Origin of the sequence: Cytobacillus kochii, assembly GCF_044790165.1 — a bacterium.
Lineage (GTDB): Bacteria > Bacillota > Bacilli > Bacillales > Cytobacillaceae > Cytobacillus > Cytobacillus kochii.
The window spans coordinates 3,545,608-3,571,575 of the sequence record NZ_CP085254.1; the positions used below are offsets into that span (position 1 = coordinate 3,545,608).

The window sequence follows — 25,968 nt, forward strand, 5'->3', positions numbered from 1 at the left end:
TGAAAGTGGAAATTTGCTTGAGCATCCTATGCAGCTAAAGAAGCAGCTCCACGCCCGGTTTTTTCATACTCATGAAGACGATTAATGATTTGTGTGCAATCAAAAAGTATTAAATATAGCTGACTTTATTCATGAAAAGGCCTGCTAGTAATAAAAGAGCACCTCCACTTGTTAGATACCGTCTAACAAGTGGGGTGCAGTTTTTGATATTACTTATCGTTAGAAAGAATTCTATCTTCCCTTTATATTGATAATCATTACACTGTCGTTGTTAATCTTCCGCATTCGCTTTCAATCGCTGCATCAAATAATCCTTGAATTCTCTTCGTTAAAACGCCAGGTACACCTTCACCTACTAGTTTTTCATTTATTTGAATAATAGGTGTAATTTCTGAAGTTGTGCTAGATAAAAATACTTCATCCGCTGTATTTAAATCATTTAACGAGAACGGCTCTTCCACTACCGGAATACCATCCTTTTCACAAACCTCAATCATTTTACGACGAGTGATGCCATTTAAAATCAGATTGGAAGCAGGATGTGTGTAAAGTGTTCCATCTTTAATAATAGAAATGTTAGATGAGCTACCTTCTGTTACAACTTCGCCACGATGTTGAATCGCTTCATAACATCCTTTTGACACAGCCTCTTGTTTAGCCATGACATTACCAAGTAAATTTAAGCTTTTAATATCGCAAAGTAACCAGCGAATATCTTCTTTTAATATGGCTTTGACACCATTTTCTAAATTCGCAAGCGGACGCGCTACTTCCTTCGTATAAGCCACAAATGAATGAGCTACATCAGAAGTAGGGTATGGATGATTACGTGGAGCTACTCCTCTTGAGAATTGCATATAAATCGTTCCATGCTCTAATGAATTTTTTGTTATTAATTGTGTTAACAGCTCTTTCATTTCATTAACAGTATAAGTTAACTCCATGCCAATTTTTTTTGCGCTTAAAATAATTCGCTCCAAATGTTCTGTCGCTGTAAACATCTTGCTATTATAGACGCGAATGACTTCATACACTCCGTCACCAAATTGGTAGCCACGGTCTTCAATATCAACATTTGCTTCCGATCTTTCAATGATATTGCCATTAAAAATGACATAATTCATGATAGAGCATCTCCTTCAACGATTTCATTTTTCCTTTAAAGTGCTAAACTTCAACGCTATCTTACCAAGGAAAACAGCATTTATCAATAGATTATTTTGTTAATTCGTATATTGCTTCTGCATAGATGGCCGTTGCTTTCAATAAATCTTCAATATACATATATTCATCTTTTTGATGGGCTACATCTTCTCTCCCAGGGAATAACGCACCAAAAGCTACTCCAGCTTTTAATGAACGCGCATAGGTTCCTCCACCTATCGAAAGTAATTCAGCTTCTTCCCCAGTCTGTTCTGTATACACTTTTTTTAATGTTTGAATGAGGAAAGAGTCACCATCTACGTGATGTGGTCTTGAATCATCTAGGTTTTCAAATAGCATCCCCAATGTTTGAGCTTTTTGTTCAATTTTCTTCAATGTAGATTCAATATCAGTAGTAACTGGATATCTCATATTTAAACCCAATCTACCTCCAGTTTGTTGCTTGTAATAGATTTTACCTACATTGATTGTCAAGTCTCCCGTGATATCGTCCGAGAAGGCAATACCTAACTGATTACCTCTAGAATCATTAGCAAAATGCTTCGCTATGAAACCGATAAATTGGTCTGCTTGTTGATCTAGCTTTAAACTTGAGAGAAAATCTGCTAATAATAGTCCGGCGTTTTTACCCAAATTCGGCTCCATCCCATGTGCAGATACACCTTCAAGCTCAAGAATAAGTTCACCATTGTCCATATAATATTTACCTTGAAGTTCTTTTTCCTTTAAAAAGTCAACATACATTTGTACAACTTCAGTTGGCTCATATTGAACCATAAGTGATGCTTTAGCAAAATCAGGAACCATATTGTATCTTTTACCTGACTGGAGTGAGAGCACTTTTACTTGTGAGGAAGCGACGCCACGAATAATTTCTTTTTGCACAAGGTCAAAGTCAGCAATGCCCTTTTCTGCATAAATAATAGGAAAATCTGCATCTGGGGCAAAACCTAAAGTTGGCATTTCTTCTACTTCAAAGTATCGGTCCACACAACGCCATTCACTCTCTTCATCCGTACCAATAATCATCCTTACACGTTTGTTCATATCCAGGCCTAACTCTTTGACAATTTTCATTGCGTAATACGCAGCCATTGTTGGTCCTTTATCATCAATCGCTCCACGAGCAAAGATTTTACCATCTCTTATTTCGGCAGCATAAGGATCACTGGACCAGCCATCTCCCTCAGGAACAACATCGACATGACAAAGTATGCCGAGTAACTCTTCACCTTGTCCAAACTCTAGGTGACCAGCAAGATTCTCAACATTTTTTGCTATAAATCCATCGGTTTCACCTAAGTTCAATAGATAGGTTAACGCTTCTTTTACCTCTTTACCGAGCGGCGCATCAGATGTGGCATTTTCCTCATCTAGCACACTTTTAATTTGCAATAACTTTTGTGTATCTTTAATTAAGTCGTCCTTCCTTTTCATAACTTCTTCTTGCCAATTAATATCACCCAATGTAAAAACCTCCTGCTATATGTAATCAACATCCTTCTCTTTTAAAAGGATTAATAAAGTAAGTGCTTTCATGGTTATTATAACACTACCCTTAAAAATATAACGATATGTACGGTATGTTTCTATTTCAAAGTCTACATCTTATATTCATTATTGATCATTTCTTTAATAAACGTTAAAAGTCCGAACAACACATCACATTGTTCGGACTTTCTTATCTTTCTTGTTCACTACTGGATAAGACCTTTCTCTTTTAAATATTCTTCTGCTACTTCTTTGGCACTTTTCCCATCAACATTCACTGCATAGTTCATTTTTCTCATCTCATCGTCTGTTATCTTCCCTGCCAACTGGTTGAGAGGATCAACAATTTCCGGATATTTCTCAATTGTTTCTTGTCTCAATAACGGTGCACCTTGATAAGGAGGAAATAGTGATTGATCATCTTCTAGAACAGTTAGTCCATACTCTTCTAACTCAGAATCAGTTGAGTAGGCATCAACAAGATTGATTTCACCATTTTCCAAAGCGGTATACCTTAATTTAGGCTCCATTGTCACCACTTCAGAAAAACTTAAGCCATACAACTCCTGAATACCGATGTAACCATCTTCACGATCAGAGAATTCGAGTGTAAATCCTGGTTTCATCATGCTTTCAATTGCTTTTAAGTCGGATATTGTTTGAAGTTCATGTTCTTCGGCAAATTCATTAAGCACAGCTAATGCATAGGTATTATTATATTCCATTGGTTCTAATAGAACTAAATCGAATTCCTCTTGAATTCCTTCTTTCGCTTGTTCATAGACGGCTGTTTGGTCTGTGCTTACTGCTTCTTCCTTTAAAAACTCAGCAATCACTGTACCAGTGAATTCAGGATAAATATCAATACTACCGGATGTTAAAGCTTTAAATACAAAAGAAGTCTTACCCAGTCCTGGCTGGAGCTCAACCGTTAAGTCTGTTTCTTCTTCAATCAATAATTTATACATATTGATAAGAATCTCAGGTTCTGATCCAAGTTTTCCGGCAATCTTCAAGTCTTTCTCTTGTTGAAAGATATAAGGAGACACCGTTACAAACAAGGCAATTATAGCTCCAATACTGACACCTACCAGCGCTTTCTTAAATGATAATTTCTGGAACCTTCTTAAAATAAAATCAAATAAAATAGCTAAAAGGGCCGCTGGAATAGCGCCAATCACAATTAGTGTAGAATCATTGCGGTCAATCCCTAGTAAAATAATATCTCCTAGGCCTCCTGCACCTATAAGTGCTGCTAGAGTTGCCGTTCCTATAATTAGAACCATACCTGTACGGATTCCAGCCATAATGACAGGTAGCGCTAGAGGGAGTTCAACTTTCATCAACCGTTGTGCAGATTTCATTCCCATCGCACTGGCCGCCTCTTTTAAGGCTGGATCAACTTCTTTAATTCCTGTATATGTATTTCGTAAGATTGGTAAAAGAGCATAGGCAACTAAAGCAATAATAGCTGGGATTTTACCAATACCTAATAAGGGAATTAATAAGCCAAGTAAAGCTAATGAAGGGATTGTTTGAATAACTGCCGCAATGCCAAGAATGGGTTCTGCTACCTTTTCATTCCTCGTTAAGATAACCCCTAGTGGGATTGCAATAATCACGGCAAATAATAAACTAATAAATGAAATTTGCATATGCTCAATTAATGCATTGAGCAATTGGTCTTGTCTCTCTGATAAAACGTTAATAAGTTCATTCATACTCTCCACCCACATCTTTCGCTTGAGTGGCTAAAAACTGAATGACACTCTCCCTTGTAATCATCCCAACGATAACACCATCTTCTTCCACTGCTATTTTTTCATGTGTGACCAGTTGATCTAGCACTTGCTCTTTACTTATGTTTGTCGTTACTGTTTCAGTGATTGATACATCGCTCGTATCAAAAGGAATCATCACATGATTAATGGCAAATCGATCAACTGTTTGGTCAGTTGAAGTGATGAACTCTTCAACAAATTGACTTTCAGGTTGATACCTCAGCTCTTCGGGTGTACCAATTTGGACCATTTTTCCTTCATTCATAATAGCAATGCGATCACCTAGCTTTAGCGCTTCTTTCATATCATGTGTCACAAAGACAATTGTTTTATTTATATTTCTCTTCATTAACAATAAATCATCTTGTAGCTTCACTCTCGTAATCGGATCAAGCGCACTAAATGGTTCGTCCATTAATATCACTTCAGGATTGGCAGCTAAAGCACGGGCGACACCTACTCTTTGTTGCTGACCACCAGATAGCTCAGCTGGCTTTCGGTTACGATACGTACCTGCATCCAATCCCACTAAGTCTAATAATTCTGTCACACGTTGATGAATTTTACTTTTATTCCATTTTTTTAATTCTGGTACAATGGCTATATTCTCTTCTACTGTCATATGCGGAAAGAGAGCTATCTGTTGCAACACATAGCCGATGTCATAACGTAAATCATGAAGAGCATAATCACTAATATTCCTTTCATTTATTGTAATTGATCCACCACTCGTTTCTTCTAAGCGGTTAATCATCTTTAGTGTTGTTGTTTTACCACAGCCGCTTGGACCTATTAATACAAATAGTTCTCCTTTTTCTATGGAGAAATCCAAAGAAGTGACGACTTCTTTTTCTCCAAAAGCCTTAGACACACCAGCAAATGTAATCATGAGTTTCCTCCAACTAGATAATTTCAATCTATAATAACTTCCCTAACATTTCATTCTTTAAACCAATAAAAAAGTTTTTCTTTTATTTTTTTGAATATTTAGAACATAAAACAGGCTCCTTTAGCCATATATATGATGTTAAAAAGAATGGAGGATGCTTTTGTATATTTAGAAGGAAAAAGAGAAAAATAATGTAAAATCATGCAAGTGACTAGAAATTATCTGAAAATAGGTTTACAATATTAATAATTAGTATGACATCTTGATTATTTCTTCTGTTAAACCAAAAAAGGAGTTGTCTCGGGAAAAAGAAGACTACATATAACTGAAAGGACATGTTTCTTAACTGAAACTGTCGGTTGCAGGCACTTGCCATGGGTTTATAAATTGGATAGGGAGTGGTTTTTTGAAACCTTCGACTAACCGGATGTTAAACCGTATCAAATCCGTTTATATGTTTATTCGGAAAAACGGAACTGTAACAACTCAGGAGCTTGTAGAGGAATTCGGTATCACTCCTCGTACGATACAGCGAGATTTAAATGTTTTAGCTTATAATGACTTGGTGAAAAGTCCAAGCCGAGGAAAATGGACTATTACACAAAAGAAAGTGAAGATGTCATCATAAGAAAATGACAAGCGAAAAAAAGAAGCTCTTATTCAGGCTTCTTTTTTTGTTACAAAGTATATTTAGTACTTACATTTCATTACTTGGATCATAAGATAATAATTCTTCTAATTCTTCATCCGTTAATTCTCGATATTCTCCTAACGCAAGAGAATCATCAAGTTGAAGCGGACCCATTGTAAGCCTTTTTAAATAAATCACCTTTTTATTTACTGCCTCAAACATGCGTTTGACTTGATGAAATTTCCCTTCTGTAATCGTTAAATGAATTTCAGAGTTTGTCTCACTTTTTAATATTTCTAGTTTTGCTGGCTTCGTTTCATAACCATCATCAAGCTTCACACCTTTAGAAAAGGTATGAATATCTGCCTCTGTTACTCTATCATTAATAATGGCATAATATGTTTTTGGCACATGTTTTTTTGGTGACAATAACTGATGACTAAGCTTACCATCATTCGTTATTAGTAATAGTCCCTCTGTATCCTTATCCAGTCTACCTACAGGAAATGGAGAATAAACGATTTCTTCCATCTCTAATAGATCAATGACTGTTTGATGCATCGTATCTTCTGTGGCAGAAATTACCCCGTTAGGCTTATTCATCATTATATATATGTATTCTTTATACTCAATTATCTCCCCATGAATACCCACTTCGTCCTGTTTTGGATCAATATGTTGTTTAGCATCTTTAATCTGCGCCCCATTTACCTTTACTGCTCCTTGCTTTAATAATTGCTTTACTTCTTTTCTACTTCCATAACCTAAGTTTGCTAACATTTTATCTATTCTCATCTTACTTACTCCTTTTATATCATCGTTCCTACGCACATATTGCCTTTATCAACATAGACTAACATCATAGTTTATCGATAAAGGAGTGCAAGAAACATGTATTACTATCGTCAACAACCAACGTTTTTCCCTATTCCAGGCTTCCCGCCGAGCAATACCAACCGTAGAATAGAGCGGTTAGAAAATCAAGTACAACGCTTAGAGCAACAATTCGATCGTTTAGAAAGAAGATTAGAAAGAGTGGAACGGCGCATTGGTATTAGTAATCCGCCACCCTCTCCTCGCCCTTATTGAGGAAGGAGGAAAGATCAAGAGGAAGTTTTTCCTCTTTCTACATATCCTCTTTTTGTCAGTTACTCCTAGTTAACCCTAGTATATCATCTACCTAACATAATGTAACTTACACATACATCCTGATCATACACTCTTACTATTTGTGAGAGGACGTTTCTTTATTTCTTTGTTATCTCCATGCTTTTGTCTGTTTTCATTTAAATGACAAAGGGAACCTAATTTCTGTTGCCCATAGTGATGAGACGTGTGTTTTTTCTTGTTAACTAACATTTTCCTCACCTCTTCATTCAGTTTTATTAAATATTCTATGTAAGTCCTTTAATAAGTGATTAATACACAATAGAAACTGAAACAAGACTGCATGATTTCATCATGCAATCTTGTGCTTATTTTACTTCCTCCAAATAAATGATAATGTCTTCTTTATCAATAGAAGGTGAATCCTTTAAGGTCTTAAAAGCGATCGATCCATCCTTTTTACGAACACATAAAGGATAACCGCCCACTTGTGCTTCCTCTATTTTTTCATAATTGTCGTTTGCTTGTTTACTTTCTATCGAATAAGTTGTATTTATCTTCTTATTTAACTCTGTGAACACATGCTCTTCATCAAAAAGCATATGAGCTTTCACAGTTGTGGGTAACCTTCCATCCTTTTCCTCATCCATCCGCTCAGTCGCAATGGTAAACGTTTTATTATAGCCAAACTCCGGAAGAAATGACTGTGTAACCAGTGCATTGTAATTAGGATCATCAGACATTACCAGGATGAATTCGTAAGGTGTTAAATCGATTTCGAATTGACTATGCTCATCTAGTATTTGTCCCGAGTAAGTTTCAATCCCCTTTTTTCGGATAAGCTTTAACTTGCCACTTGATGTGTCACTAATTAGTACAGGATTACCCAACTCTTTTAACTTGTATGCTAAAGCAATTGAAAAACTACTTGCTCCAACGATCAGTACACCTGGCTCTGATTCAGATGCTAATTTTAATTTTTTTGCCAGCGGTGCTAATGTAAAACCATGAGCACAAACCGTAATAAAAACGAGAGCAAAAGTTAATGTTGTAAGTAATCCCGCTTCTCGATAACCATCATCCATTAATGTCGTTGCGAAATAACCAGATACCGTTAATGCCACGATTCCTCTTGGGGCAATCCATCCAATTAAAGTTTTCTCTCGATTGGTTAGCTCTGTCCCTATTGTTGATATCCAAATTGATAGTGGACGAACAACAAATAACATCACGATTACAAAGCCAATGATTTGGATACTAAACACTTCTGCAATTGTCTCTCTTGTTAAAGAAGCTGTTAATAGAATAAATATTGTAGATGTTAAGATTACAGAGACATTTTCAATGAAGTGACTAATATTCCCAAGGGCAGATACCCTTTTCTTCTCTCTAGCTAGCACGAGTCCCATCACTGTCACAGCAAGCATGCCTGTTTCATGCATAATCACTTCACTTATGCCAAAACAAATGAACACAAGTGATAAAGTAATAGGGGATTTCAAGTATTCTGGAAACAACCCTTTGTTAGCCATCCAGCTCAAAACCTTTGCAAATATGTAACCGATCACAATCGCTAATAATGAAGCTAACAAGAATTTTCCGAGCTCCATCATGCCTAACGTATCACTTACTAATACTTTAATAACCTCATAAGCAAATAAGGCTAGTAGTGGTCCTGCTGGGTCGACAATAATACCTTCCCATTTTAATAAAGCACCCACTCGTGGTTTAAGTTTGGACTGCCTTAATAAAGGGATTATAACAGTTGGCCCTGTAACGATAAATAATCCACCGATGATAAAAGCCACCTCTAAACTCAAGCCTGCGATATAGTGAGCTGCCAAAGATCCAAGTATCCAAGCAAGAAACGCCCCAACAGTAACTACCCGAAAAACAGATTTGGAAATACTACGAACTTCACGAATATCAAGTGTTGTACTACCTTCAAATAATATGACAGCTACAGCTAAAGAAATAATAGGGCTATAAAGACTTCCTAGATCTTGTTCTGGGTTCAATAGTCCGAATGCTGGACCGATTACTAATCCAGCAATCGACATAATCACAATGGAAGGCCATTGAATTTTCCATGATAACCACTGCGAAAAGACCCCTAAAGCAATGACGAGAATAATTCCTAATAATCCAAATGACTCCATTTTATTCACTTCTTTCAACGAAATACGCGAAGGATCCACTTCTCTCCCTTTTTAGTAATTACATTTCATTTTGTTTTTCATTCACATTATCAATAAAAAGTAGGAAGAATGTTTTAGTTAGAAAATATTAAATATACTGAAAATTTACTGTTGACAGTATACATTTATATTCTTATGATAATTACATATTGAATGCGCTTACATTTTTTTGTTGAAAGGATTGGTTTGCTTGATTTCCATTATGAGAGAAACATTAACAGTACAAGTGTATCAGCATTTAAAAAAGAGATTATTAGACGGATATTATCCTGGAGGAGAAAGATTAATAGAAGTAAAAATCGCTGAAGAATTTAACGTTAGCCGAGGGCCAGTACGTGAAGCATTAAAAATGCTCATCCAAGAAGAATTAGTTGTACAAATCGGAAACACCCTTAAAGTATTTAGTCCTTCCCTAACAGATATGATACAAATTTATCAAATTAGACAGCAATTGGAGTCGTTCGCAGCAAAGTTGTCCGCTAAAAACATTGAAAATTCTGACTTAGAACTTTTAGAAAGTATTATTGATCAAACGAAACAAGCATGGTTATCGCAGGCGAAAGAGGATGTCGTAAGACTTAGTATACAGTTTCATGAAATCATCTTAAGCTCATCTGGAAATGATCATTTAGTTTCATTAACTAATACCATTCGTGATAAAGTAACCTATTTCAGAAATAGTGGGATTAAAATCGGCATACGAGACGAGAGTTGTATCGAAGAACACGCTCAAATTCTAGCCGCACTTAAAGAACGAGATAGCTTAAAAGCAGCCAATGAAATGTACAATCATATTGAACAAGATTTACTCTCTTTACAAGCAATCTATAAGTAAATTTATTTATTAATCATTCATTGAGGTGAAAAAAATGTCCAATAAAGCGTTATCTGGTTTAAAGGTTCTTGAACTGGGACAGCTAATCGCTGGACCCTTCGCATCGAAATTATTAGCTGAATTCGGTGCAGATGTCATTAAAATTGAACCTCCTACAAAAGGAGACCCTCTTAGAACTTGGAGAGTAATAGAAGATGAGACTAGCCTTTGGTGGTATGTGCAATCTAGGAATAAGAAATCAATTACACTGGATTTAAAAAAAGAAGAAGGTCAAAAAGTTCTCCGCGCATTAGTGAAGGAAATTGATATTTTAATTGAGAACTTTCGTCCAGGTACCCTAGAGAAATGGGGTATTGGATATGAGGAATTAAAAAAAATTAATCCACGATTGGTTATGGTACGAGTGTCTGGTTACGGACAAGATGGACCATACAAAGATAAACCTGGGTTTGGATCAATTGGAGAAGCAATGGGTGGACTTCGCTTTATAACGGGCTATCCCGACCTCCCCCCAGTGAGGGTAGGCATAAGTATAGGTGATTCCCTATCCGCTCTATATGCAGTAATTGGTGCACTAATAGCGGTTTATCACCGTGACGTAAATCATTCAGAAGAAGGACAAGTCATTGATGTCGCCCTTTATGAATCGGTGTTTAGTTTAATGGAAAGCATCCTACCTGAATACGGAAGAAATGGGGTAATCAGAGAGCGTACGGGTAGCACACTACCAGGTATCACTCCTTCCAATACATACCTTTGTTCGGATGGCAAATATATCGTCATTGGTGCAAATGGAGATACGATTTTCAAAAGGTTAATGAAAACCATTGGCAGAGAAGAGCTTTCAAAAGATTCTCGCTTTGAAAATAATATCGGTCGCTCTAAACATGCAAAGTATTTAGATCAGCTGATTGAAGCTTGGACGAGTCAGCACCCACTACTTGTAGTCAAAGAGCTCTTAGATGAGGCTGGTGTACCAGCTGGGTCGATTTATTCAATCAAAGATATTGTAAATGATCCACATTATCAAAACAGAAATATGATACAAGAAGTACCTATTGATGGAATCGGAACTTTGAAAATGCCAGGAATCGTACCGAAATTGAGTAAAACACCTGGTGAGATAAAGTGGGCCGGTCCAAACTTAGGGTCGCATACAGAAGATGTTTTAATGTCAGAATTATCACTCACAAAAGAGCAAATCGCAAAATTAAGAGAAAAAGGGATTATATAGAAGAAAAAAACACAACTATTTATATATTAAAAGGAGTGAATGTAAACTTGCTATCTCTATTAGGCTTCTGCATGATGATATCTTTTCTTCTTTTAGTTCTGACTAAAAAACTTTCACCTGTTGTTGCTTTTGTCTTTGTTGCAGTTGCTTTTGCCATTATCGGAGGATTCAGCAACGAAATGGGCCAACTGATGATGGATGGGATTATCCAAGTAACCCCTACAGCGATAATGATTGTTTTTGCGATCCTATATTTTGGGTTAATGATTGATGTAGGGCTATTTGACCCAATGATTTCACGTATTTTAAAGTATGTCAAAGGGGATCCATTAAAAATAGTGATAGCTACAGCTCTTATTACAATGATTGTTGGTTTAGACGGGGACGGCTCATCCACTTTCATGATTACCATATCAGCGATGCTACCTCTTTATAAGAAGTTAGGCATGAACCGCCTTATTTTATCATGTGTTGTTGCCTTAGCTGCAGGGGTAATGAATATGATACCTTGGGGAGGTCCTTTAGTTAGAGCCGCTGCTAGTTTAAATGTGGAAATGAGTGATTTATTTATCCCTCTCATCCCAGCGATGATCGGCGGACTAGTCTGGACATTTTTCTCTGCTTATATTCTAGGTAGGAAGGAAAGAGAAAGAATCGGTGTCATTCAAATATACACTGAGAGTTTCACAGAACAATCGAGTACAATCGAACAGAAAAAAACGTCCCCCACATTATTCTGGTTTAATTTACTTTTGACAATCGCATTAATGATCATGCTTATTATGGACGTATTGCCATTACAAATTTTATTTGCCATTGCTTTTTCTATCGCACTTTTTGTCAACTTCCGGGATCCAAAAGCGCAACAAGAACAAATTTTAAGTCATGCAAATAACTTTGTATTAATCAGTACATTAATCTTTGCTGCAGGGATATTCTTAGGTGTCCTAAATGGAACGCAAATGATGGACGCGATGGCTGTTTCCATTGTTTCTATCATACCTGAAGGCCTTGGTCCTTACCTTCCTGTCCTTGTTGCGATAACCAGTTTACCGTTAGTGTTTGTTTTCCCACCTGATGCTTATTACTTTGGCATTTTACCAATTATAAGTGAAACAGCAGCCAACTTTGGCATCGACCCAGTGGAAATAGGTAGAGCAGCATTACTCGGTCATTCAACAACAGGCTTCCCTCTGTCTCCTTTAGTTCCTGCGACCTTTATTCTCATCGGGCTATCTGGTGTAGACTTTGGGGAGCATCAGAAGTTCCTATTTAAGTGGGCGTTTGGGACCACGATTGTGATGACGATTATTGCCGTACTTACGGGTGCCATTTCCTTTTAGTGAAAATTTTCAGTATTTCCCAACTCCTATGAAACTTCCACCCCATCATTCCGTCTACTCATAAAAAGGGGAATGAACTTGATGAAAAAAACGTCTCGTCTACTGCTATTTCTGTTACTACTCTTCTTAAGTAGCTGTTCGACAGCACCAGAACCTAAAATTTCCGAACAACAAGCCAAGTCCATCGTTATTGAAAAGAACACAAGAACAATTGGGAATGTAACTATCGTTTCAATTGAACAGAAAGGAAATAAATATATAATCAAATGGGAGAATCCAGAGAATTGTGAAAGCGGGGTTGAACATATGAACCACCAAAGCGGTAAAATCATTACAAGTGAAGTAACCATCTGTTAACGGAAACGATTAAAGAAAATGGCCAAGGTAATATTTATGAACTGTCCTTTTAGGACTGCAACAAATATTTCCCAATTGGGCATTAACATTTATCTGGAGGAAAACATTGCATAAGAGGAAGCAGTAAAAACTTAATGGCACCCAGTATAGATGGCTGGGTGCTTAAAAGATAGATACTATTTCTTCAGCTTCAGTTTAATTAATATCCGATCGATTCTATCTCCGAACAATAGTGGTAATAGTCGAACCTTATTTGCAAGATAGAAGTACACACTTGCACCTACTCCTCCACAAACAAACACAATGATAATTGCATGCCATCCAGAAGCTGGATTTAAGAAAATCATCAATATTTGATAAAGGACCCACGTAATGACAGTCATAACCAATGTAAGGATAATAATCAATAAACTGCGCCTGAATACAAATCTAAATTGGTAGCCTGAGAATATTTTAATGACAATCAAGTTGATTAAAATTGCCACAGCATAACCAAGTGCTGTTGCTAGAACTGCTCCCTCTGTTTCTAACCACTTAATTAGGGGTATATTTAATGCAAGCTTTACTAAAATTCCTACTAATAAACTAAGAATGGTAAAGCGCTGCTCATTGATCCCTTGGAGAATCGCAGCTGTAACTGCATAAAGGGCAAATAACATTGCTACTGGGGCATAGGCCCGAAGTACAGCAGTGCCTAACTCACTATGCTCATAGAACAATGTGTATACTGGTTCGGCTAATAATGCAAGGCCAACAACCGCCGGTAATATTAAAAACAAGATCACTTGAAACGTTTGATTCAATTGACGATTCATCGTCAAACGATCATTTTTCATAAAGGAATTCGTAATGGTTGGTACCAGTGTTAATGAAAACGCCGTTGCTAAAGTGACAGGAATCATCACTAATTTATGCGTTTGATAGTTCAATACGGAAAGGGCTTCTCCTGCTTCTTTACCAGAATATCCTATCGATTGCATCGCTTTATTAAACGTTGATAAATCAATCATTTGGAATAACGGATTAACCAATGCGACAAGGACAAACGGAATCGAATAAAGAATGATTTCCTTATACATATCTGTAAGAGAGATATCCATTGTACCTTTATCTTTAGCCAATAGTTGATCTAAATAAGGCTTTCTTTTGTACCAATAAATAAACAAAACAGCTAAACTACCGATACCACCTATGAAGGCTGCAAAAGTAGCTACACTGACTGCTGTAACTAAATCGCCATCCATTACATAAAGGACGACAAATGCCCCAGCAAGTAGAAAGGCAATTCGTACAATTTGTTCAACGACCTGAGATACGGCTGAAGGTCCCATGGATTGATGACCTTGGAAGAATCCGCGAATTAAGCTCATAAACGGGATAATGATTAAGGCAAAGCTGACCGCTCGAATAACCGAGACAATATCTTGTAGCATTGCTACATCTTCTGGGTCCACAAAAATCTTTGCTAGAGTAGGCGCTCCCATATACATGATTAAGAAACAGACAATTCCGCTACAAAGCATAATAATTAAACCGGATTTGAATAGCTTCCTACCTACAGCATACTCCTCTAATGCGTTATACTTTGAAATAAACTTTGAGACGGCAAGCGGTACACCCGCAGTCGCCACACTAATAAAGATTGTGTACGGTACATAAGAATAGTTATAAAGGATTGTTCCTTCGTTTCCAACGATTTGATAAAATGGAATCACATAAAATAATCCAAGAAACTTAGATATGAATGTACCAAGAGTTAAAATAAATGTTCCTCGTAAAAGCTTAGACGACATATAATCCCTTCCTCTATTGTCCAAGCGCTACCAAAAGCGTGGTGTTTTCTATCATTCGCAAAATTAAACTATACAACTTCTCATTCTACCATATGTTACGACAATAATAGACATATTTTTATCTCAGAAGACCCTTTTCATTCTTGATGATTTTTTAAGAAGATGTTTAGATGTTTTATCTTTTGCTTTATAATAGCAAAGGTATGCTATTTTCAATGAAAGAGAAAAAGTTGGTGAAGAAAATGAAACAAACACAATATGATGTCATTGTCATTGGCGGTGGACCGTCTGGACTAATGGCTGCCATTGGTGCTGCAGAGAATAAAGTAAAAGTTTTACTTATTGATAAAGGAAATAAATTAGGTAGAAAACTGGCGATTTCAGGTGGTGGTCGTTGTAACGTGACTAATCGGCTCCCAATCGATGAAATCATTAAACATATTCCTGGTAACGGTCGCTTTCTTCATAGCGCCTTCTCCATTTTTAGTAATGAAGATATTATCCTTTTTTTTGAGAAGCTTGGTATCGCCTTAAAAGAGGAAGACCACGGTAGAATGTTCCCAGTAAGTAATAAAGCACAATCCGTTGTCGATGCACTACTTATGCGACTAGACGAATTGAAAGTAACGATAAAAACAAATAGCCCTGTTGCTGATATTCAATTCCAACCGGAGAAAAGCCATACAGTCAAATTACATTCCGGTGAACAGTTTCATGCAAAAGCAGTTGTGCTAGCAGTGGGAGGCAAATCTGTTCCTCATACAGGATCTACAGGAGATGGCTACGGTTGGGCAGAGAAAGCTGGACATACGATTACAGACTTATTCCCGACAGAAGTCCCCTTAACGTCAAGTGAATTATTTATCAAGAACAAAGCGTTACAAGGACTCTCTTTACGCGATGTAGAAGTAAGTGTATTGAACCCTAAAGACAAGCCGTTGATTACACATCAAATGGATATGATATTCACCCATTTCGGGCTGAGTGGTCCTGCGATTTTAAGATGTAGTCAATTCGTTGTCAAAGCCATGAAAAAATGGAAGCTAAAAAAGGTAAGCGTACGCATCAATGCCTTACCTGGGCAAAATGGCGAGAAAACCTTCCAAGAGATCATATCACTAAAAAAATCAGAGCCAAAAAAGAGTATCAAAAACTTGCTAAAAGGGATCGTTCCTGAGAGATATCTTCTCTTTCATTTAGAAGAAGTAGGTATTGATCCAACGGCACAAGCAGTGAGTATCACGAATGAACTGCTACGTTTATTCGTTAGCCGTCTACATGATTTCCGTGTTGAAATCGATGGGACATTACCATTAGAAAAGGCCTTTGTAACTGGTGGCGGCGTTTCTGTTAAAGAAATTGAACCACAAACAATGGCGTCAAAAAAAATGGCTGGTTTATATTTCTGCGGAGAAATTCTTGATATTCATGGCTATACCGGTGGCTACAATATTACCTCAGCCCTTGTAACTGGACGTTTAGCTGGCAGTAATGCGGCTATATGTAAAAGCGTAACTACTTGATAAGTAAAAGTAGTTACGCTCTATAAATGACCATCGCCGAAAAACAATAAATTTGCTCCTCATCTTCTTCTTGCATTGCAGCAATATTATACTTAATATCAACAAGCTTTTGTTCTTCCACCTTTTCTAAAAAACGGTTCATCGCAACCTCTAAATCTTTTTCATGCTCTTGGTCAAATAACTTTACCTTGATCATTTGATAAAAACTCCCTTCATGGGAATGAGTATTTTCATTTATTATTAACAGAAAATTCATAATATATACATAGGTAGGTGGTGATGAAATGAGCGCCGTTAAACGAATACTTTTAAGTACCATTTGTCTTTATGGCTTGTGGGTAATTGGAGATATCAGTAATTCAATTACTAAATACAATGGTGCTGGTTTTATCGACGCCATTTTGATAAAAGAAAAAGGCATGATTTACTTTATCGACGAAGAAAAACGGCCCACTGTCCAGATAAATGAAGAGGCATCATCTAACACGACCTATCAACCTGACTATATACCGAACGGACCGACATTTTTGCTTGATTACCATTCATTCGATTCAGGCGATCAAGTTCGCATTTGGTATACAAGCATTTTAGAGTCTTATCCTGGAAGAATAAATATCGTAGACGTAGAAAAGATTGATTAATCTCCGTCATTTTTTTCTCTTAACATGGTAAGGATGGTTTTTGTATCTGCGATTGCTTCTTTTAACGACATTAATAAGCGATCAGTAACATATACAATATCCTCCTGATTTTCTGGTAGGTTCAATACCTCTTTGATATGAATTGGATGAGCCATTTTTGCTTGTTGGACTAGGCGTAAAATAGATGCATAAGAATAATGAGCCATCCTTAATACTCGAATCACCTTTAGCATATTTATTTCCTTTTCTGTAAAAACACGATACCCCTTTTCATTACGAGGAATAGTAATTAATCCGTTTCTTTCCCAATTTCTTATTAGCTCTGGATGAAGTTGAATTTTTTCAGCTACTTGTTGTCTTGACAATCCTTCACTTTGAATTTCCTTAGTTGAATATAACCAACTCTCTGCAATATCAGCTGCTTCAACCGCTCTTTCATATTCCTTGTTTAAATGCAGTAAATGTTCTTCAGCCTGCTCGTAAGCTTTGAGAAATTGCTTCTGACCGCTAAGGAGCACAATCTCTCTTGCACTTTTACGAATACTGCCTTGAATGATTTCACAACGAAAAGCGAACCTCGCTATTTTCAATTGAAAAAGATGTATGTCATCATATTGTCTGTATCCATTATCAGCACGAGGAGCAGGGGAAAGATATCCCCATTCCTCGTAAACTCTCACCGTATTAGGATGAACGCCCATACTATCAGCGATTTCTTTAGTTGAATAAACCAAGATATCTCACTACTTCCATCTAAAATATTTAATCGAAAGGAATCCACTAATGAATACACAAGCCATCATTGTGACTATGGGAAAAATCATGTCGCTTAGAATTCCGCCTAAACTTACTTCCTTAAGCAACTGAATACCTTGTGATAAAGGAAGGAATGCAAAGACATTCTGTAAAATTTGCGGAAAAACCTCAAAAGGTATAGTAGCACCTGAAAAAAGAAGCATGCCGAAATAGGCTAACGACCCCCATAGATTCGCTGCTTTTTGATCTGGAACAATACTCCCAATGAGTATACCAATGCTATACATAGCCATTAAAACAAATAAATAACTACAAAGAAACAAACCAAAGGAACCAGTCATTTCATAATTGAAAACAAAAAGATATACCGCAGTCACCCCTAGGAAAGACAACATAGAGGCAATAAATTGAACCAATGCCTGCGCAAAAAGCAAAGTTAAAGGCGAAGCTGGGGTCACCTGAAACCTTTTTAAAATATGGCGATGACGGTAATCAGCAATGGTAAGGGGCAGTCCCATTACACCTGTAGCTAATATACTAATAGTTACAACCGCTGGATAAGAATGGAGGAACATTGTATTTCCTTCGGTAAACAGTTCATTATTCATAATATAACCAAATAATAAGGCAACAATGATTGGAAAAATGATACCGAAGATCAGTATATCTAAACCTCTCCAAACGAGTTTCGCTTCTATTTTTGTTAAAGTATAGAATGTCATCATCCTTCCCCCTCTTCATCTGTTAAAGTTAAATAGGCAGCTTCCAACGAAGCTTGTCCTGAATAATTGATCACTTCTGCTATCGTTCCTTCGCATATGATATGTCCGCCCTTTAAAATCATAACGCGGTCGCAGAGTGCTTCTACTTCATCCATATAGTGAGAGGTAAGGACAATAGATAATCCCTCACGCTTATAATTTCTTAGCGTTTGCCACAATTTTTTTCTTGCTTTCGTATCTAAACCCGTAGTCAATTCGTCTAGAAAGACTAATTCTGGGTTGGGTAACAATGCTAATAACACCGCCAATCTTTGCTTTTCACCGCCTGACAATGATTTAACTAATGATTTCTCCTTATCTTGTAGGCCAAATTTGGTCAATAAAAATTGATATGGCGCGGTTGCCTTGTATAACACACTCCATTGCTGACATGCTTCAGAAACGGTCATTTTATCTGGAAAATGCGATTCCTGAAATTGCACACCCACTTTCTCAAATACTTGCTTTCTATTATGAATTGGAGATTGCCCTAATATAGCGACTTCCTTATAAACAGCAGGCCTAATTCCTAGCACAGCTTCTACCAACGAAGTCTTTCCTGCGCCATTTTCTCCTAGTATTCCCAGTACCTCCCCTTTTTGAAGGGAGAAACTAATCTTATCAACTACCGTTTTCTCTCCATAACTAACGGACAATTCTTTTACCTTCAGAACCATCAACTCACACCCTTTTCTAAGAATAGATTCACATCATAGCAAAAGAAATGAAGGGTGGTGGTATATTGGAGGGTTTTTAAACTCTTTTATTTATTTTCTGATAATAGGATATCGATGATTTGTGTGAGTGGTTCTTTATTTAGGACTCTATAAAAAGTAGGTTTTTTGTTTTTGTAGTGAATGGCGATTACTTCATCATATACGCTAACACTTTTTCCAGCTGTTTTCGTTACAAAACCAATTCTATACAGTTCTTTAGATGTTGTGCGATGATACCTTTTTAATTCAATATCTGCCAAAAGTGAGCGAATTTCTTTTAGTTGCTTATCATGATCGGCCTTATTTAAAGATACAGTTTCTGTTGTTTCACTAGTAGCTATAATGATGGAATGTAGGTTTTCCTCCGATACCAGTACGACCTCATTAAAACCCAGCTTTTTCTGAGAAAGATAAAATTGATATACACCCATGGACAAAAATAATAGAACAATTACCGATAAAAAAGGGATGATTTTTTTACTCATTCTTTCTCCTTTCGCATCTATTTGAACAATCGTCCGAAGTAAATAAATTGAATTTTTATAATATTATACCTATAATAGAGTAAATTGTTAACAGGTGGTGTAAATATGCAATATGCAATTTATGGTGGCGCAAGCGTAAGCAAGGAAGCGATAATCGCTCTTCCACCTCTTGGTGAAAGAAAGGAAATTTTCTCCTCTCTTGGCAGTGTGTTAAGGGGCCATCGTATCATTTCATTTGATTTGCCTGGACACAACGGTGAAGTTGATATGTCTCTTACTAATTATCTAAAAGGCATTCATCATGTATTAAATCAACTGGAAATAAGTGAAGCCCATTTTATCGGGAACTCTATTGGTGCATGGATTATTCAAAAATATTACGGTACATATCCAAAGGAAGTATTAAGTCTTACCTTATTAGATGGTGGTTACTATCCAATAAATGAAAGGCCCAGCGAATACATTCAGCTTCCCATCATCCATAAGAATGATTTTATCCCTGCGATAAAAGAACATTGCCAACAAATGAGCAAGTTAACGAACGAAACAAGTGAAGTGCTATTTTCTTATTTGAAAAACAATTTTATCCTAACAGGAGAGGAGTATAAGCATCATAGTGATGAAAAGGCCGTAAATCGTCTCATACAACAAATTCATACGGATTCATCCTATTATTTAAGGAAATATGATATTCCCTTGCAATTATTAATAGCTGATTTAAACCTCGATGATATGAGTAAGACCAAACTGACAGCCTTTACAAAAGAGCACCCTAACACAGACGTCTACCACATTAATAATGGCTATCATTTCTTACCAATCACAAATACAAAAGAAGTTGCTGAGAAAATCAATCAACTAATGATTGTCGCTAACTCCTGAAAACAAACTCAGCTCAAAAAATTGATGAGCGCTAAATAAAAATGCCTCACAACTCTGAGAAATCCAGCGTGTTGGATAGTATTCAATTGATGAACACATTTCATGACAAGCTTGGCATATTGTAAAAGCAAACGGAAAGTTATGTACACACCTCTTAATTCTTACATACTTCATGAATCAAAACCTTAGCATAGTACTTACGTCCATCTCTTAAATAGTTAAACGAGAACGAAAAAAAGAAGACCTCCTAAAAAGAGGCCTTCTTCAAAAGTAACAATTATTTTGTTTCGCCTTCCCACTCAAGCATACCCCCGACCATATTGGTCACTTGATAGCCTTGTTCTTGCATAAAACGACAAACTTGTCCACTACGATTCCCTGAACGGCAAATCATAATATACTCTTTGTCTTTATCAAACTTATCTAGGTTTTCAGGAATTGTGCCCATTCTAATATGTTTCGCACCAGGAATGATTCCTTGAGCTACTTCGTCATCTTCCCTTACATCTACAAGTTCAAGTTGTTCTCCTGCTTCTAACTTTTTCTGCAATTCTTCTGTTGTGATTTCTTTCATTTCAGTCATCATCAACCACCCTTTCCATTATCGTTATCTTTATTCTAAAGAAGTGTTGATCGAAATGCGAATATTACAGTCTCATAGGGAAAGGGGTAGCTCTTTTTCATTAAGCTACCTCTTTTCCTAAATAATCTTAATTAGCGACAATATTCACTAGCTTCCCAGGAACAGCAATGACTTTTCTTACTGTTTTGCCATCAATTTGTTCTTTGATTTTATCATCATCCATGGCAATTTGTTCTAGCACATCCTTTTGTGCATCAACGGGTACCATTAATTTAGCCTTCACTTTACCATTGATTTGGATAACGATCTCCACTTCATCATCTGTCATTTTCGCTTCGTCATATGCTGGCCAAGCTTCATAAGATATGGTTCCTGTGTGACCAAGTATCTCCCATAGTTCTTCAGCAATATGTGGAGCAATTGGAGCCAACATTTTTACGAACCCTTCTGCATAAGCCTTTGGAAGAATATCAGCTTTGTAGGCTTCATTGACGAAAACCATCATTTGTGAAATAGCTGTATTGAAGCGCAAACCTTCAAAGTCCTCTGTTACTTTCTTGACTGTCTGATGATACACTTTTTCTAGTTGAGATACTTCTACATCCTGCACTTTGCTACTTAAGCTATGATCTTCTTCAGCAATCAAACGCCAAATTCGGTCCAAAAAGCGTCTAGATCCATCTAATCCATTTGTAGACCAAGCAATGGAAGCATCTAGTGGTCCCATAAACATTTCATATAAACGAAGCGTATCCGCTCCATGGCTTTCTACAACGGCATCAGGGTTAACAACATTCCCTTTTGACTTACTCATTTTTTCATTATTTTCCCCAAGAATCATGCCTTGGTTAAATAATTTTTGGAATGGTTCTTTCGTATCCACTACACCGATATCGTATAATACTTTATGCCAGAAACGAGCATATAATAAGTGAAGAACCGCATGTTCAGCGCCACCAATATAAATATCAACCGGTAACCACTCTTTTAATTTTTCCGCATCAGCTAATGCCTCACTGTTTTTCGGATCAATATAACGTAAATAGTACCAGCAGCTACCTGCCCATTGTGGCATCGTGTTGGTTTCACGGCGACCTTTTTTACCTGTTTCAGGGTCAATAACATTAACCCACTCTTCAATATTAGCTAACGGTGATTCACCTGTACCAGATGGCTTAATCTCCGTTGTTGTTGGTAAAATTAACGGTAACTCTTCGTAAGGAACTCCCGTCATTGTACCATCTTCCCAATGAATAACAGGAATCGGTTCACCCCAATATCTTTGACGACTAAATAACCAATCACGTAAGCGATATGTCACTTTTTTCGTCCCAATCTCTTTCTCTTCTAGCCAAGCGATCATTTTTGTAATTGCTTCTTCTTTACCTAAGCCATTTAAGAAATCAGAATTAATATGTTCTCCTTCACCGGCATAAGCTTCTTTAGAAATATCTCCACCAGCTACGACTTCTTTAATAGGCAAGTTAAATTCTTTCGCGAAATCATAATCACGCTCGTCATGAGCTGGAACAGCCATAATGGCACCTGTACCATATGAAGCAAGCACATAATCAGCAATCCAGATCGGCATTTTTTCACCGTTAGCAGGGTTAATTGCATAAGCACCTGTGAATACACCTGTTTTTTCTTTAGCTAAATCTGTTCTTTCTAAATCACTCTTTGTTTTAACTTTTTCAATATAAGTCTCAACTGCATTACGTTGCTCTTCTGTTGTAATTACATCAACTAGTTTATGCTCTGGTGCAAGGACAGCATATGTCGCACCAAATAATGTGTCTGGTCGTGTCGTAAACACTTCAAACGTACCTTTGTCACCTTCGATATGGAAAGTCACTTCAGCACCTTCAGAACGGCCAATCCAGTTACGCTGCATATCCTTCAAGCTTTCTGGCCAATCAAGTAAATCAAGATCTTCTAGTAAACGGTCAGCATAAGCTGTTATTTTTAACATCCATTGGCGCATCGGTCTTCTTTCAACAGGATGGCCTCCACGTTCACTTTTCCCATCAATTACCTCTTCATTAGCAAGCACAGTTCCAAGTGCAGGACACCAGTTCACTGCTACTTCATCGATATAAGCAAGACCTTTTTCATAAAGCTTTAAGAAAATCCATTGCGTCCATTTATAATATTCCGGATCTGTTGTGTTAATTTCACGATCCCAGTCATAAGAAAATCCTAATGATTTAATTTGACGGCGGAATGTATTAATGTTTTTCTCGGTAAATTCAGCTGGGTCATTCCCTGTATCAAGGGCATATTGTTCAGCAGGTAAACCAAATGCATCCCATCCCATTGGGTGAAGAACATTATACCCTTGCATTCTTTTCATACGGGCAAGAATATCTGTTGCTGTATATCCTTCAGGGTGTCCTACGTGTAAACCTACACCAGACGGATAAGGAAACATATCTAACGCATAGAACTTTCTCTTCCCTTTTTCTTCACCCGTTTTAAATGTTTTTTGTTCTTCCCAATAGTGTTGCCACTTACCTTCAATTTGCTGATGATTAAAGCTCATCTTCTTTCCTCCTAAAAATGCTACGTTTTTAAGTATAAAAAAACCCCTCATCCCTCAAAAAGGGACGAGAGGATTATGTATATCTCCCGCGGTACCACCCACATTAACAGTTTACGGTTAACTGTTCACTTCATTCATCCTTAACGCGGAGTACGGCAAGCATTACTGTCATTTTCACACTTGCTGCTCAGTAGGTGAGTTCATGCAAGGAGCTGACTAGCTTACACCAACCGCTAGCTCTCTAATATCAGGCTTCCTAGCATTACTATTCCTCATCATTGCAGTTATAAAATATTCATATTGACATTGTAATCAATTTCAATGGTTGATGCAAGTAGGCTTTCACAAGTTACTATAGATAAGTATAAGCTATTCAAGAAAATCGAAAACGTGTCAATTTTTTAATCCATGTATTACTCTTCCTTATTTTGCCCATAACTATAGTAAAAAATAAGGAAAGGTGATTTCATATTATGAAAGGTATCGCTTTTATTAATGAAAAGTGGATTATGAATGATTTTAAAACGCTAGATGAAAGCCTTGAAGTTCAGAAGCAATCCATCCAGACGTTCATTGAAAATAACCAAATGAAAACCATTAAATTGAATCCTTATCAATTACATGATTACTACACCATTCCACATGCCTTATATTATGATTTAAAACAAACCAAACCGAAGTTAGATTGTCTGATACTCTACTCCGAAAAAGTCATTGAAAGTTTTATCGAGGCCTATCCCGCTCGTTGGTTGATCTTGAAAAGTTTCTTTCATAAAGTCATTTTTCTAGATGAAGTTCAATCACATCATTACCAGGATATTATCTGAATGGTTAAGTAGAGAGCCCCTAGAGTTTTTATCTACGGGGCTCGCTTTTTATGAAGGTATAGCTGGCACAACTTTTTTCTTTTTAAGCTTCTTATCATAAACAACAGTTGTATATACGGAAATGAGCAGTAATGCCATTAATATACCGAAAAGCATCTTCACACCGTATACATCCACGAGTACGCCACCAAGTAATGGCCCAATCATTCTTCCTCCTGTAGAGACACTGTTAACAATTCCTTGATAGAACCCTTCTTTACCTTTAGGTGCTAAGTCATTAGCAATTGTAGGTACCGCTGGCCATACGAGCATTTCCCCAATGGTTAAAATAATCATTGCTGTGACAAAGCCGGAAAAGGCAACTGCATTTCCTACAACAGCAAAAGAGATAGCAAAAATAAAAATACCAATAATAATTTGTACTTTTAATGATTTTATCCTTTTAACTAGAAGACTAATTAATGGTTGCGCAAGTACAATCATGGCGCCATTTATTGTCCAAAGCATACTGTATTGTTTTAATGAAATCCCAATTTGTTGAGTATATGCTGAGATAGTCGATTGCCATTGCACATAGCCAATACAACATAATAGATAACCGATTAACAAAACGAATAAAGCGTTTAATTTAGGATTACCGCGAAATTTTTGTGCTGTTTTTATTTCATTTGGTTGACTAACCGACTTTACTTCCATTTTTCGATAGCTAGTGATTGCTATCAAGAAAAACAAGATATACATTAGACAATTAGCGATAAAGATATAATTGAAAGAAAATGAAGCTATATACCCCGCCATTGCTGCACCTAATGCTACACCTAGATTTGTCGCTACATACATCGCATTAAACGCTTTTCTGCCGCCCTCTTTCCATACACTTCCTGCCAATGCATACATAGAAGGAAACACGATCCCTGAGCCAAAACCTAATATCGTCAATAATACAATGTATTCCGGCCATCCATGTTTAAAGACCATAATAATGAGTGAAGATAACGAAATGACTATGCCTAATAAAATCGAACGATAGCCACCTAATTTATCAAACAGCACACCACCAACTAGATTGCCTATGACTGTTGCTGCTGAATTGATCATTAAAACAATGCCGGCAATCGATAAAGACTTTCCTAATTCTTCATGCATATAAATGGTGTTTAAAGGCCATAAAAAAGAGGAACCTGTTACATTAACAGCCATCCCAATTACTAATAACCACAAAGCTCGAGGCATCATCCATACCCCTTTCACATTCTAATTCAATTCATTCCATTTCGAATTCCAAAATAAATTCTATTCGTTTTTTATGATGGATTCAATACTAATTTTGTGACAGATTTAGACATCTATCTTATCTATACATAAAAATGAATAATTACTCTTGAAATTAAGCATAAACAGAAGGAATGGATGACATTATGTATGAAAT

General features: G+C 36.8%; 25 protein-coding genes and 1 other annotated feature. Of the genes, 10 read left to right on the forward strand and 15 right to left on the reverse strand.

The window, feature by feature from the left end; translation table 11 throughout:
* Positions 1–257: 257 nt before the first annotated feature.
* The 4 genes from dat to LG276_RS18025 form a co-directional block, all read right to left on the reverse strand.
* On the reverse strand, positions 258–1,124 hold the full coding sequence (gene dat, locus LG276_RS18010; RefSeq protein WP_251162527.1) for a D-amino-acid transaminase: 867 nt from the start codon (positions 1,122–1,124) through the stop codon (positions 258–260).
* 91 nt (positions 1,125–1,215) lie between these two features.
* A complete protein-coding gene (gene pepV / locus LG276_RS18015) occupies positions 1,216–2,631 on the reverse strand; it encodes a dipeptidase PepV (RefSeq protein WP_251162526.1) in 1,416 nt (471 codons plus the stop codon).
* 230 nt (positions 2,632–2,861) lie between these two features.
* Positions 2,862–4,376: an osmoprotectant update ABC transporter permease/substrate-binding subunit OpuFB gene (gene opuFB, locus LG276_RS18020; RefSeq protein ID WP_251162525.1), complete on the reverse strand. Its 1,515-nt coding sequence runs from the start codon at positions 4,374–4,376 to the stop codon at positions 2,862–2,864.
* On the reverse strand, positions 4,369–5,325 hold the full coding sequence (locus LG276_RS18025) for an ABC transporter ATP-binding protein (RefSeq protein WP_224938808.1): 957 nt from the start codon (positions 5,323–5,325) through the stop codon (positions 4,369–4,371). The genes opuFB and LG276_RS18025 overlap by 8 nt, the downstream gene beginning before the upstream one ends.
* 406 nt (positions 5,326–5,731) lie before the next feature.
* Between LG276_RS18025 and LG276_RS18030 the strand changes: the two genes are divergently transcribed.
* Positions 5,732–5,953, forward strand: coding sequence for a DeoR family transcriptional regulator (locus tag LG276_RS18030; protein WP_095372193.1), 222 nt, complete (start codon positions 5,732–5,734; stop codon positions 5,951–5,953).
* A gap of 69 nt (positions 5,954–6,022) precedes the next feature.
* On the opposite strand, the gene LG276_RS18035 is transcribed toward LG276_RS18030, so the two are convergent.
* Entirely contained in the window at positions 6,023–6,751 is a 729-nt protein-coding gene (locus LG276_RS18035; RefSeq protein WP_251162524.1) for a pseudouridine synthase, read from the reverse strand.
* 96 nt (positions 6,752–6,847) lie between these two features.
* Between LG276_RS18035 and LG276_RS18040 the strand changes: the two genes are divergently transcribed.
* Complete coding sequence (locus LG276_RS18040; protein ID WP_224938810.1) at positions 6,848–7,045, forward strand: hypothetical protein; 198 nt, start codon at positions 6,848–6,850, stop codon at positions 7,043–7,045.
* A gap of 386 nt (positions 7,046–7,431) precedes the next feature.
* Here the strand turns inward: LG276_RS18040 and LG276_RS18045 are convergent, their stop codons facing one another.
* A complete protein-coding gene (locus tag LG276_RS18045) occupies positions 7,432–9,222 on the reverse strand; it encodes a cation:proton antiporter (protein ID WP_404294453.1) in 1,791 nt (596 codons plus the stop codon).
* Between the two features lie 229 nt (positions 9,223–9,451).
* Here LG276_RS18045 and LG276_RS18050 point away from each other — a divergent pair, with 229 nt between their 5' ends.
* From LG276_RS18050 to LG276_RS18065, 4 genes are all read left to right on the forward strand, one after another.
* Positions 9,452–10,096 carry a GntR family transcriptional regulator gene (locus LG276_RS18050; RefSeq protein WP_251162523.1) on the forward strand — a complete coding sequence of 215 codons (645 nt, stop codon included), beginning with the start codon at positions 9,452–9,454 and terminating at the stop codon, positions 10,094–10,096.
* A 25-nt stretch (positions 10,097–10,121) separates the two neighbouring features.
* Positions 10,122–11,330 (forward strand): CaiB/BaiF CoA-transferase family protein, encoded by a 1,209-nt coding sequence (locus LG276_RS18055; RefSeq protein WP_342673075.1) that lies wholly within the window; start codon positions 10,122–10,124, stop codon positions 11,328–11,330.
* A 47-nt stretch (positions 11,331–11,377) separates the two neighbouring features.
* Entirely contained in the window at positions 11,378–12,673 is a 1,296-nt protein-coding gene (locus tag LG276_RS18060; RefSeq protein ID WP_251162521.1) for a CitMHS family transporter, read from the forward strand.
* An 81-nt stretch (positions 12,674–12,754) separates the two neighbouring features.
* On the forward strand, positions 12,755–13,030 hold the full coding sequence (locus tag LG276_RS18065; RefSeq protein WP_224938812.1) for a hypothetical protein: 276 nt from the start codon (positions 12,755–12,757) through the stop codon (positions 13,028–13,030).
* 176 nt (positions 13,031–13,206) lie between these two features.
* Here LG276_RS18065 and LG276_RS18070 read toward each other — a convergent pair whose 3' ends face one another.
* Positions 13,207–14,823: a polysaccharide biosynthesis protein gene (locus tag LG276_RS18070; protein WP_224938813.1), complete on the reverse strand. Its 1,617-nt coding sequence runs from the start codon at positions 14,821–14,823 to the stop codon at positions 13,207–13,209.
* A gap of 242 nt (positions 14,824–15,065) precedes the next feature.
* Here LG276_RS18070 and LG276_RS18075 point away from each other — a divergent pair, with 242 nt between their 5' ends.
* A complete protein-coding gene (locus tag LG276_RS18075; protein ID WP_251162673.1) occupies positions 15,066–16,346 on the forward strand; it encodes an NAD(P)/FAD-dependent oxidoreductase in 1,281 nt (426 codons plus the stop codon).
* Positions 16,347–16,359: 13 nt separating this feature from the next.
* Here the strand turns inward: LG276_RS18075 and LG276_RS18080 are convergent, their stop codons facing one another.
* Positions 16,360–16,542: a sporulation protein Cse60 gene (locus LG276_RS18080; RefSeq protein ID WP_095372184.1), complete on the reverse strand. Its 183-nt coding sequence runs from the start codon at positions 16,540–16,542 to the stop codon at positions 16,360–16,362.
* An 88-nt stretch (positions 16,543–16,630) separates the two neighbouring features.
* On the opposite strand from LG276_RS18080, the gene LG276_RS18085 reads away from it, so the two are divergent.
* Positions 16,631–16,987, forward strand: a complete 357-nt coding sequence (locus tag LG276_RS18085) for a YobA family protein (protein WP_251162520.1) — start codon at positions 16,631–16,633, stop codon at positions 16,985–16,987.
* On the opposite strand, the gene LG276_RS18090 is transcribed toward LG276_RS18085, so the two are convergent.
* The 4 genes from LG276_RS18090 to LG276_RS18105 form a co-directional block, all read right to left on the reverse strand.
* A complete protein-coding gene (locus LG276_RS18090; RefSeq protein WP_224938815.1) occupies positions 16,984–17,721 on the reverse strand; it encodes a MerR family transcriptional regulator in 738 nt (245 codons plus the stop codon). The genes LG276_RS18085 and LG276_RS18090 overlap by 4 nt on opposite strands.
* Positions 17,722–17,730: 9 nt before the next feature.
* Positions 17,731–18,465 (reverse strand): ABC transporter permease, encoded by a 735-nt coding sequence (locus LG276_RS18095; RefSeq protein ID WP_251162519.1) that lies wholly within the window; start codon positions 18,463–18,465, stop codon positions 17,731–17,733.
* The gene (locus LG276_RS18100) at positions 18,465–19,181 is read right to left on the reverse strand and encodes an ABC transporter ATP-binding protein (protein WP_224938817.1); all 717 of its coding nucleotides are present in this window, start codon (positions 19,179–19,181) and stop codon (positions 18,465–18,467) included. Before LG276_RS18100 ends, LG276_RS18095 begins: the two co-directional genes overlap by 1 nt.
* Before the next feature lie 86 nt (positions 19,182–19,267).
* Complete coding sequence (locus LG276_RS18105; protein WP_251162518.1) at positions 19,268–19,705, reverse strand: hypothetical protein; 438 nt, start codon at positions 19,703–19,705, stop codon at positions 19,268–19,270.
* 105 nt (positions 19,706–19,810) lie between these two features.
* On the opposite strand from LG276_RS18105, the gene LG276_RS18110 reads away from it, so the two are divergent.
* The gene (locus LG276_RS18110; RefSeq protein ID WP_281202964.1) at positions 19,811–20,587 is read left to right on the forward strand and encodes an alpha/beta hydrolase; all 777 of its coding nucleotides are present in this window, start codon (positions 19,811–19,813) and stop codon (positions 20,585–20,587) included.
* Positions 20,588–20,864: 277 nt separating this feature from the next.
* Here LG276_RS18110 and LG276_RS18115 read toward each other — a convergent pair whose 3' ends face one another.
* Positions 20,865–21,170, reverse strand: a complete 306-nt coding sequence (locus LG276_RS18115) for a rhodanese-like domain-containing protein (RefSeq protein WP_251162516.1) — start codon at positions 21,168–21,170, stop codon at positions 20,865–20,867.
* 127 nt (positions 21,171–21,297) lie between these two features.
* Entirely contained in the window at positions 21,298–23,712 is a 2,415-nt protein-coding gene (gene leuS, locus LG276_RS18120) for a leucine--tRNA ligase (RefSeq protein WP_251162515.1), read from the reverse strand.
* 57 nt (positions 23,713–23,769) lie between these two features.
* Positions 23,770–24,000, reverse strand: a binding site (T-box leader).
* Between the two features lie 185 nt (positions 24,001–24,185).
* On the opposite strand from leuS, the gene LG276_RS18125 reads away from it, so the two are divergent.
* The gene (locus LG276_RS18125; RefSeq protein WP_224938822.1) at positions 24,186–24,539 is read left to right on the forward strand and encodes a hypothetical protein; all 354 of its coding nucleotides are present in this window, start codon (positions 24,186–24,188) and stop codon (positions 24,537–24,539) included.
* A gap of 48 nt (positions 24,540–24,587) precedes the next feature.
* Here the strand turns inward: LG276_RS18125 and LG276_RS18130 are convergent, their stop codons facing one another.
* Positions 24,588–25,772: an MFS transporter gene (locus LG276_RS18130; RefSeq protein ID WP_224938823.1), complete on the reverse strand. Its 1,185-nt coding sequence runs from the start codon at positions 25,770–25,772 to the stop codon at positions 24,588–24,590.
* Positions 25,773–25,968 lie beyond the last annotated feature (196 nt).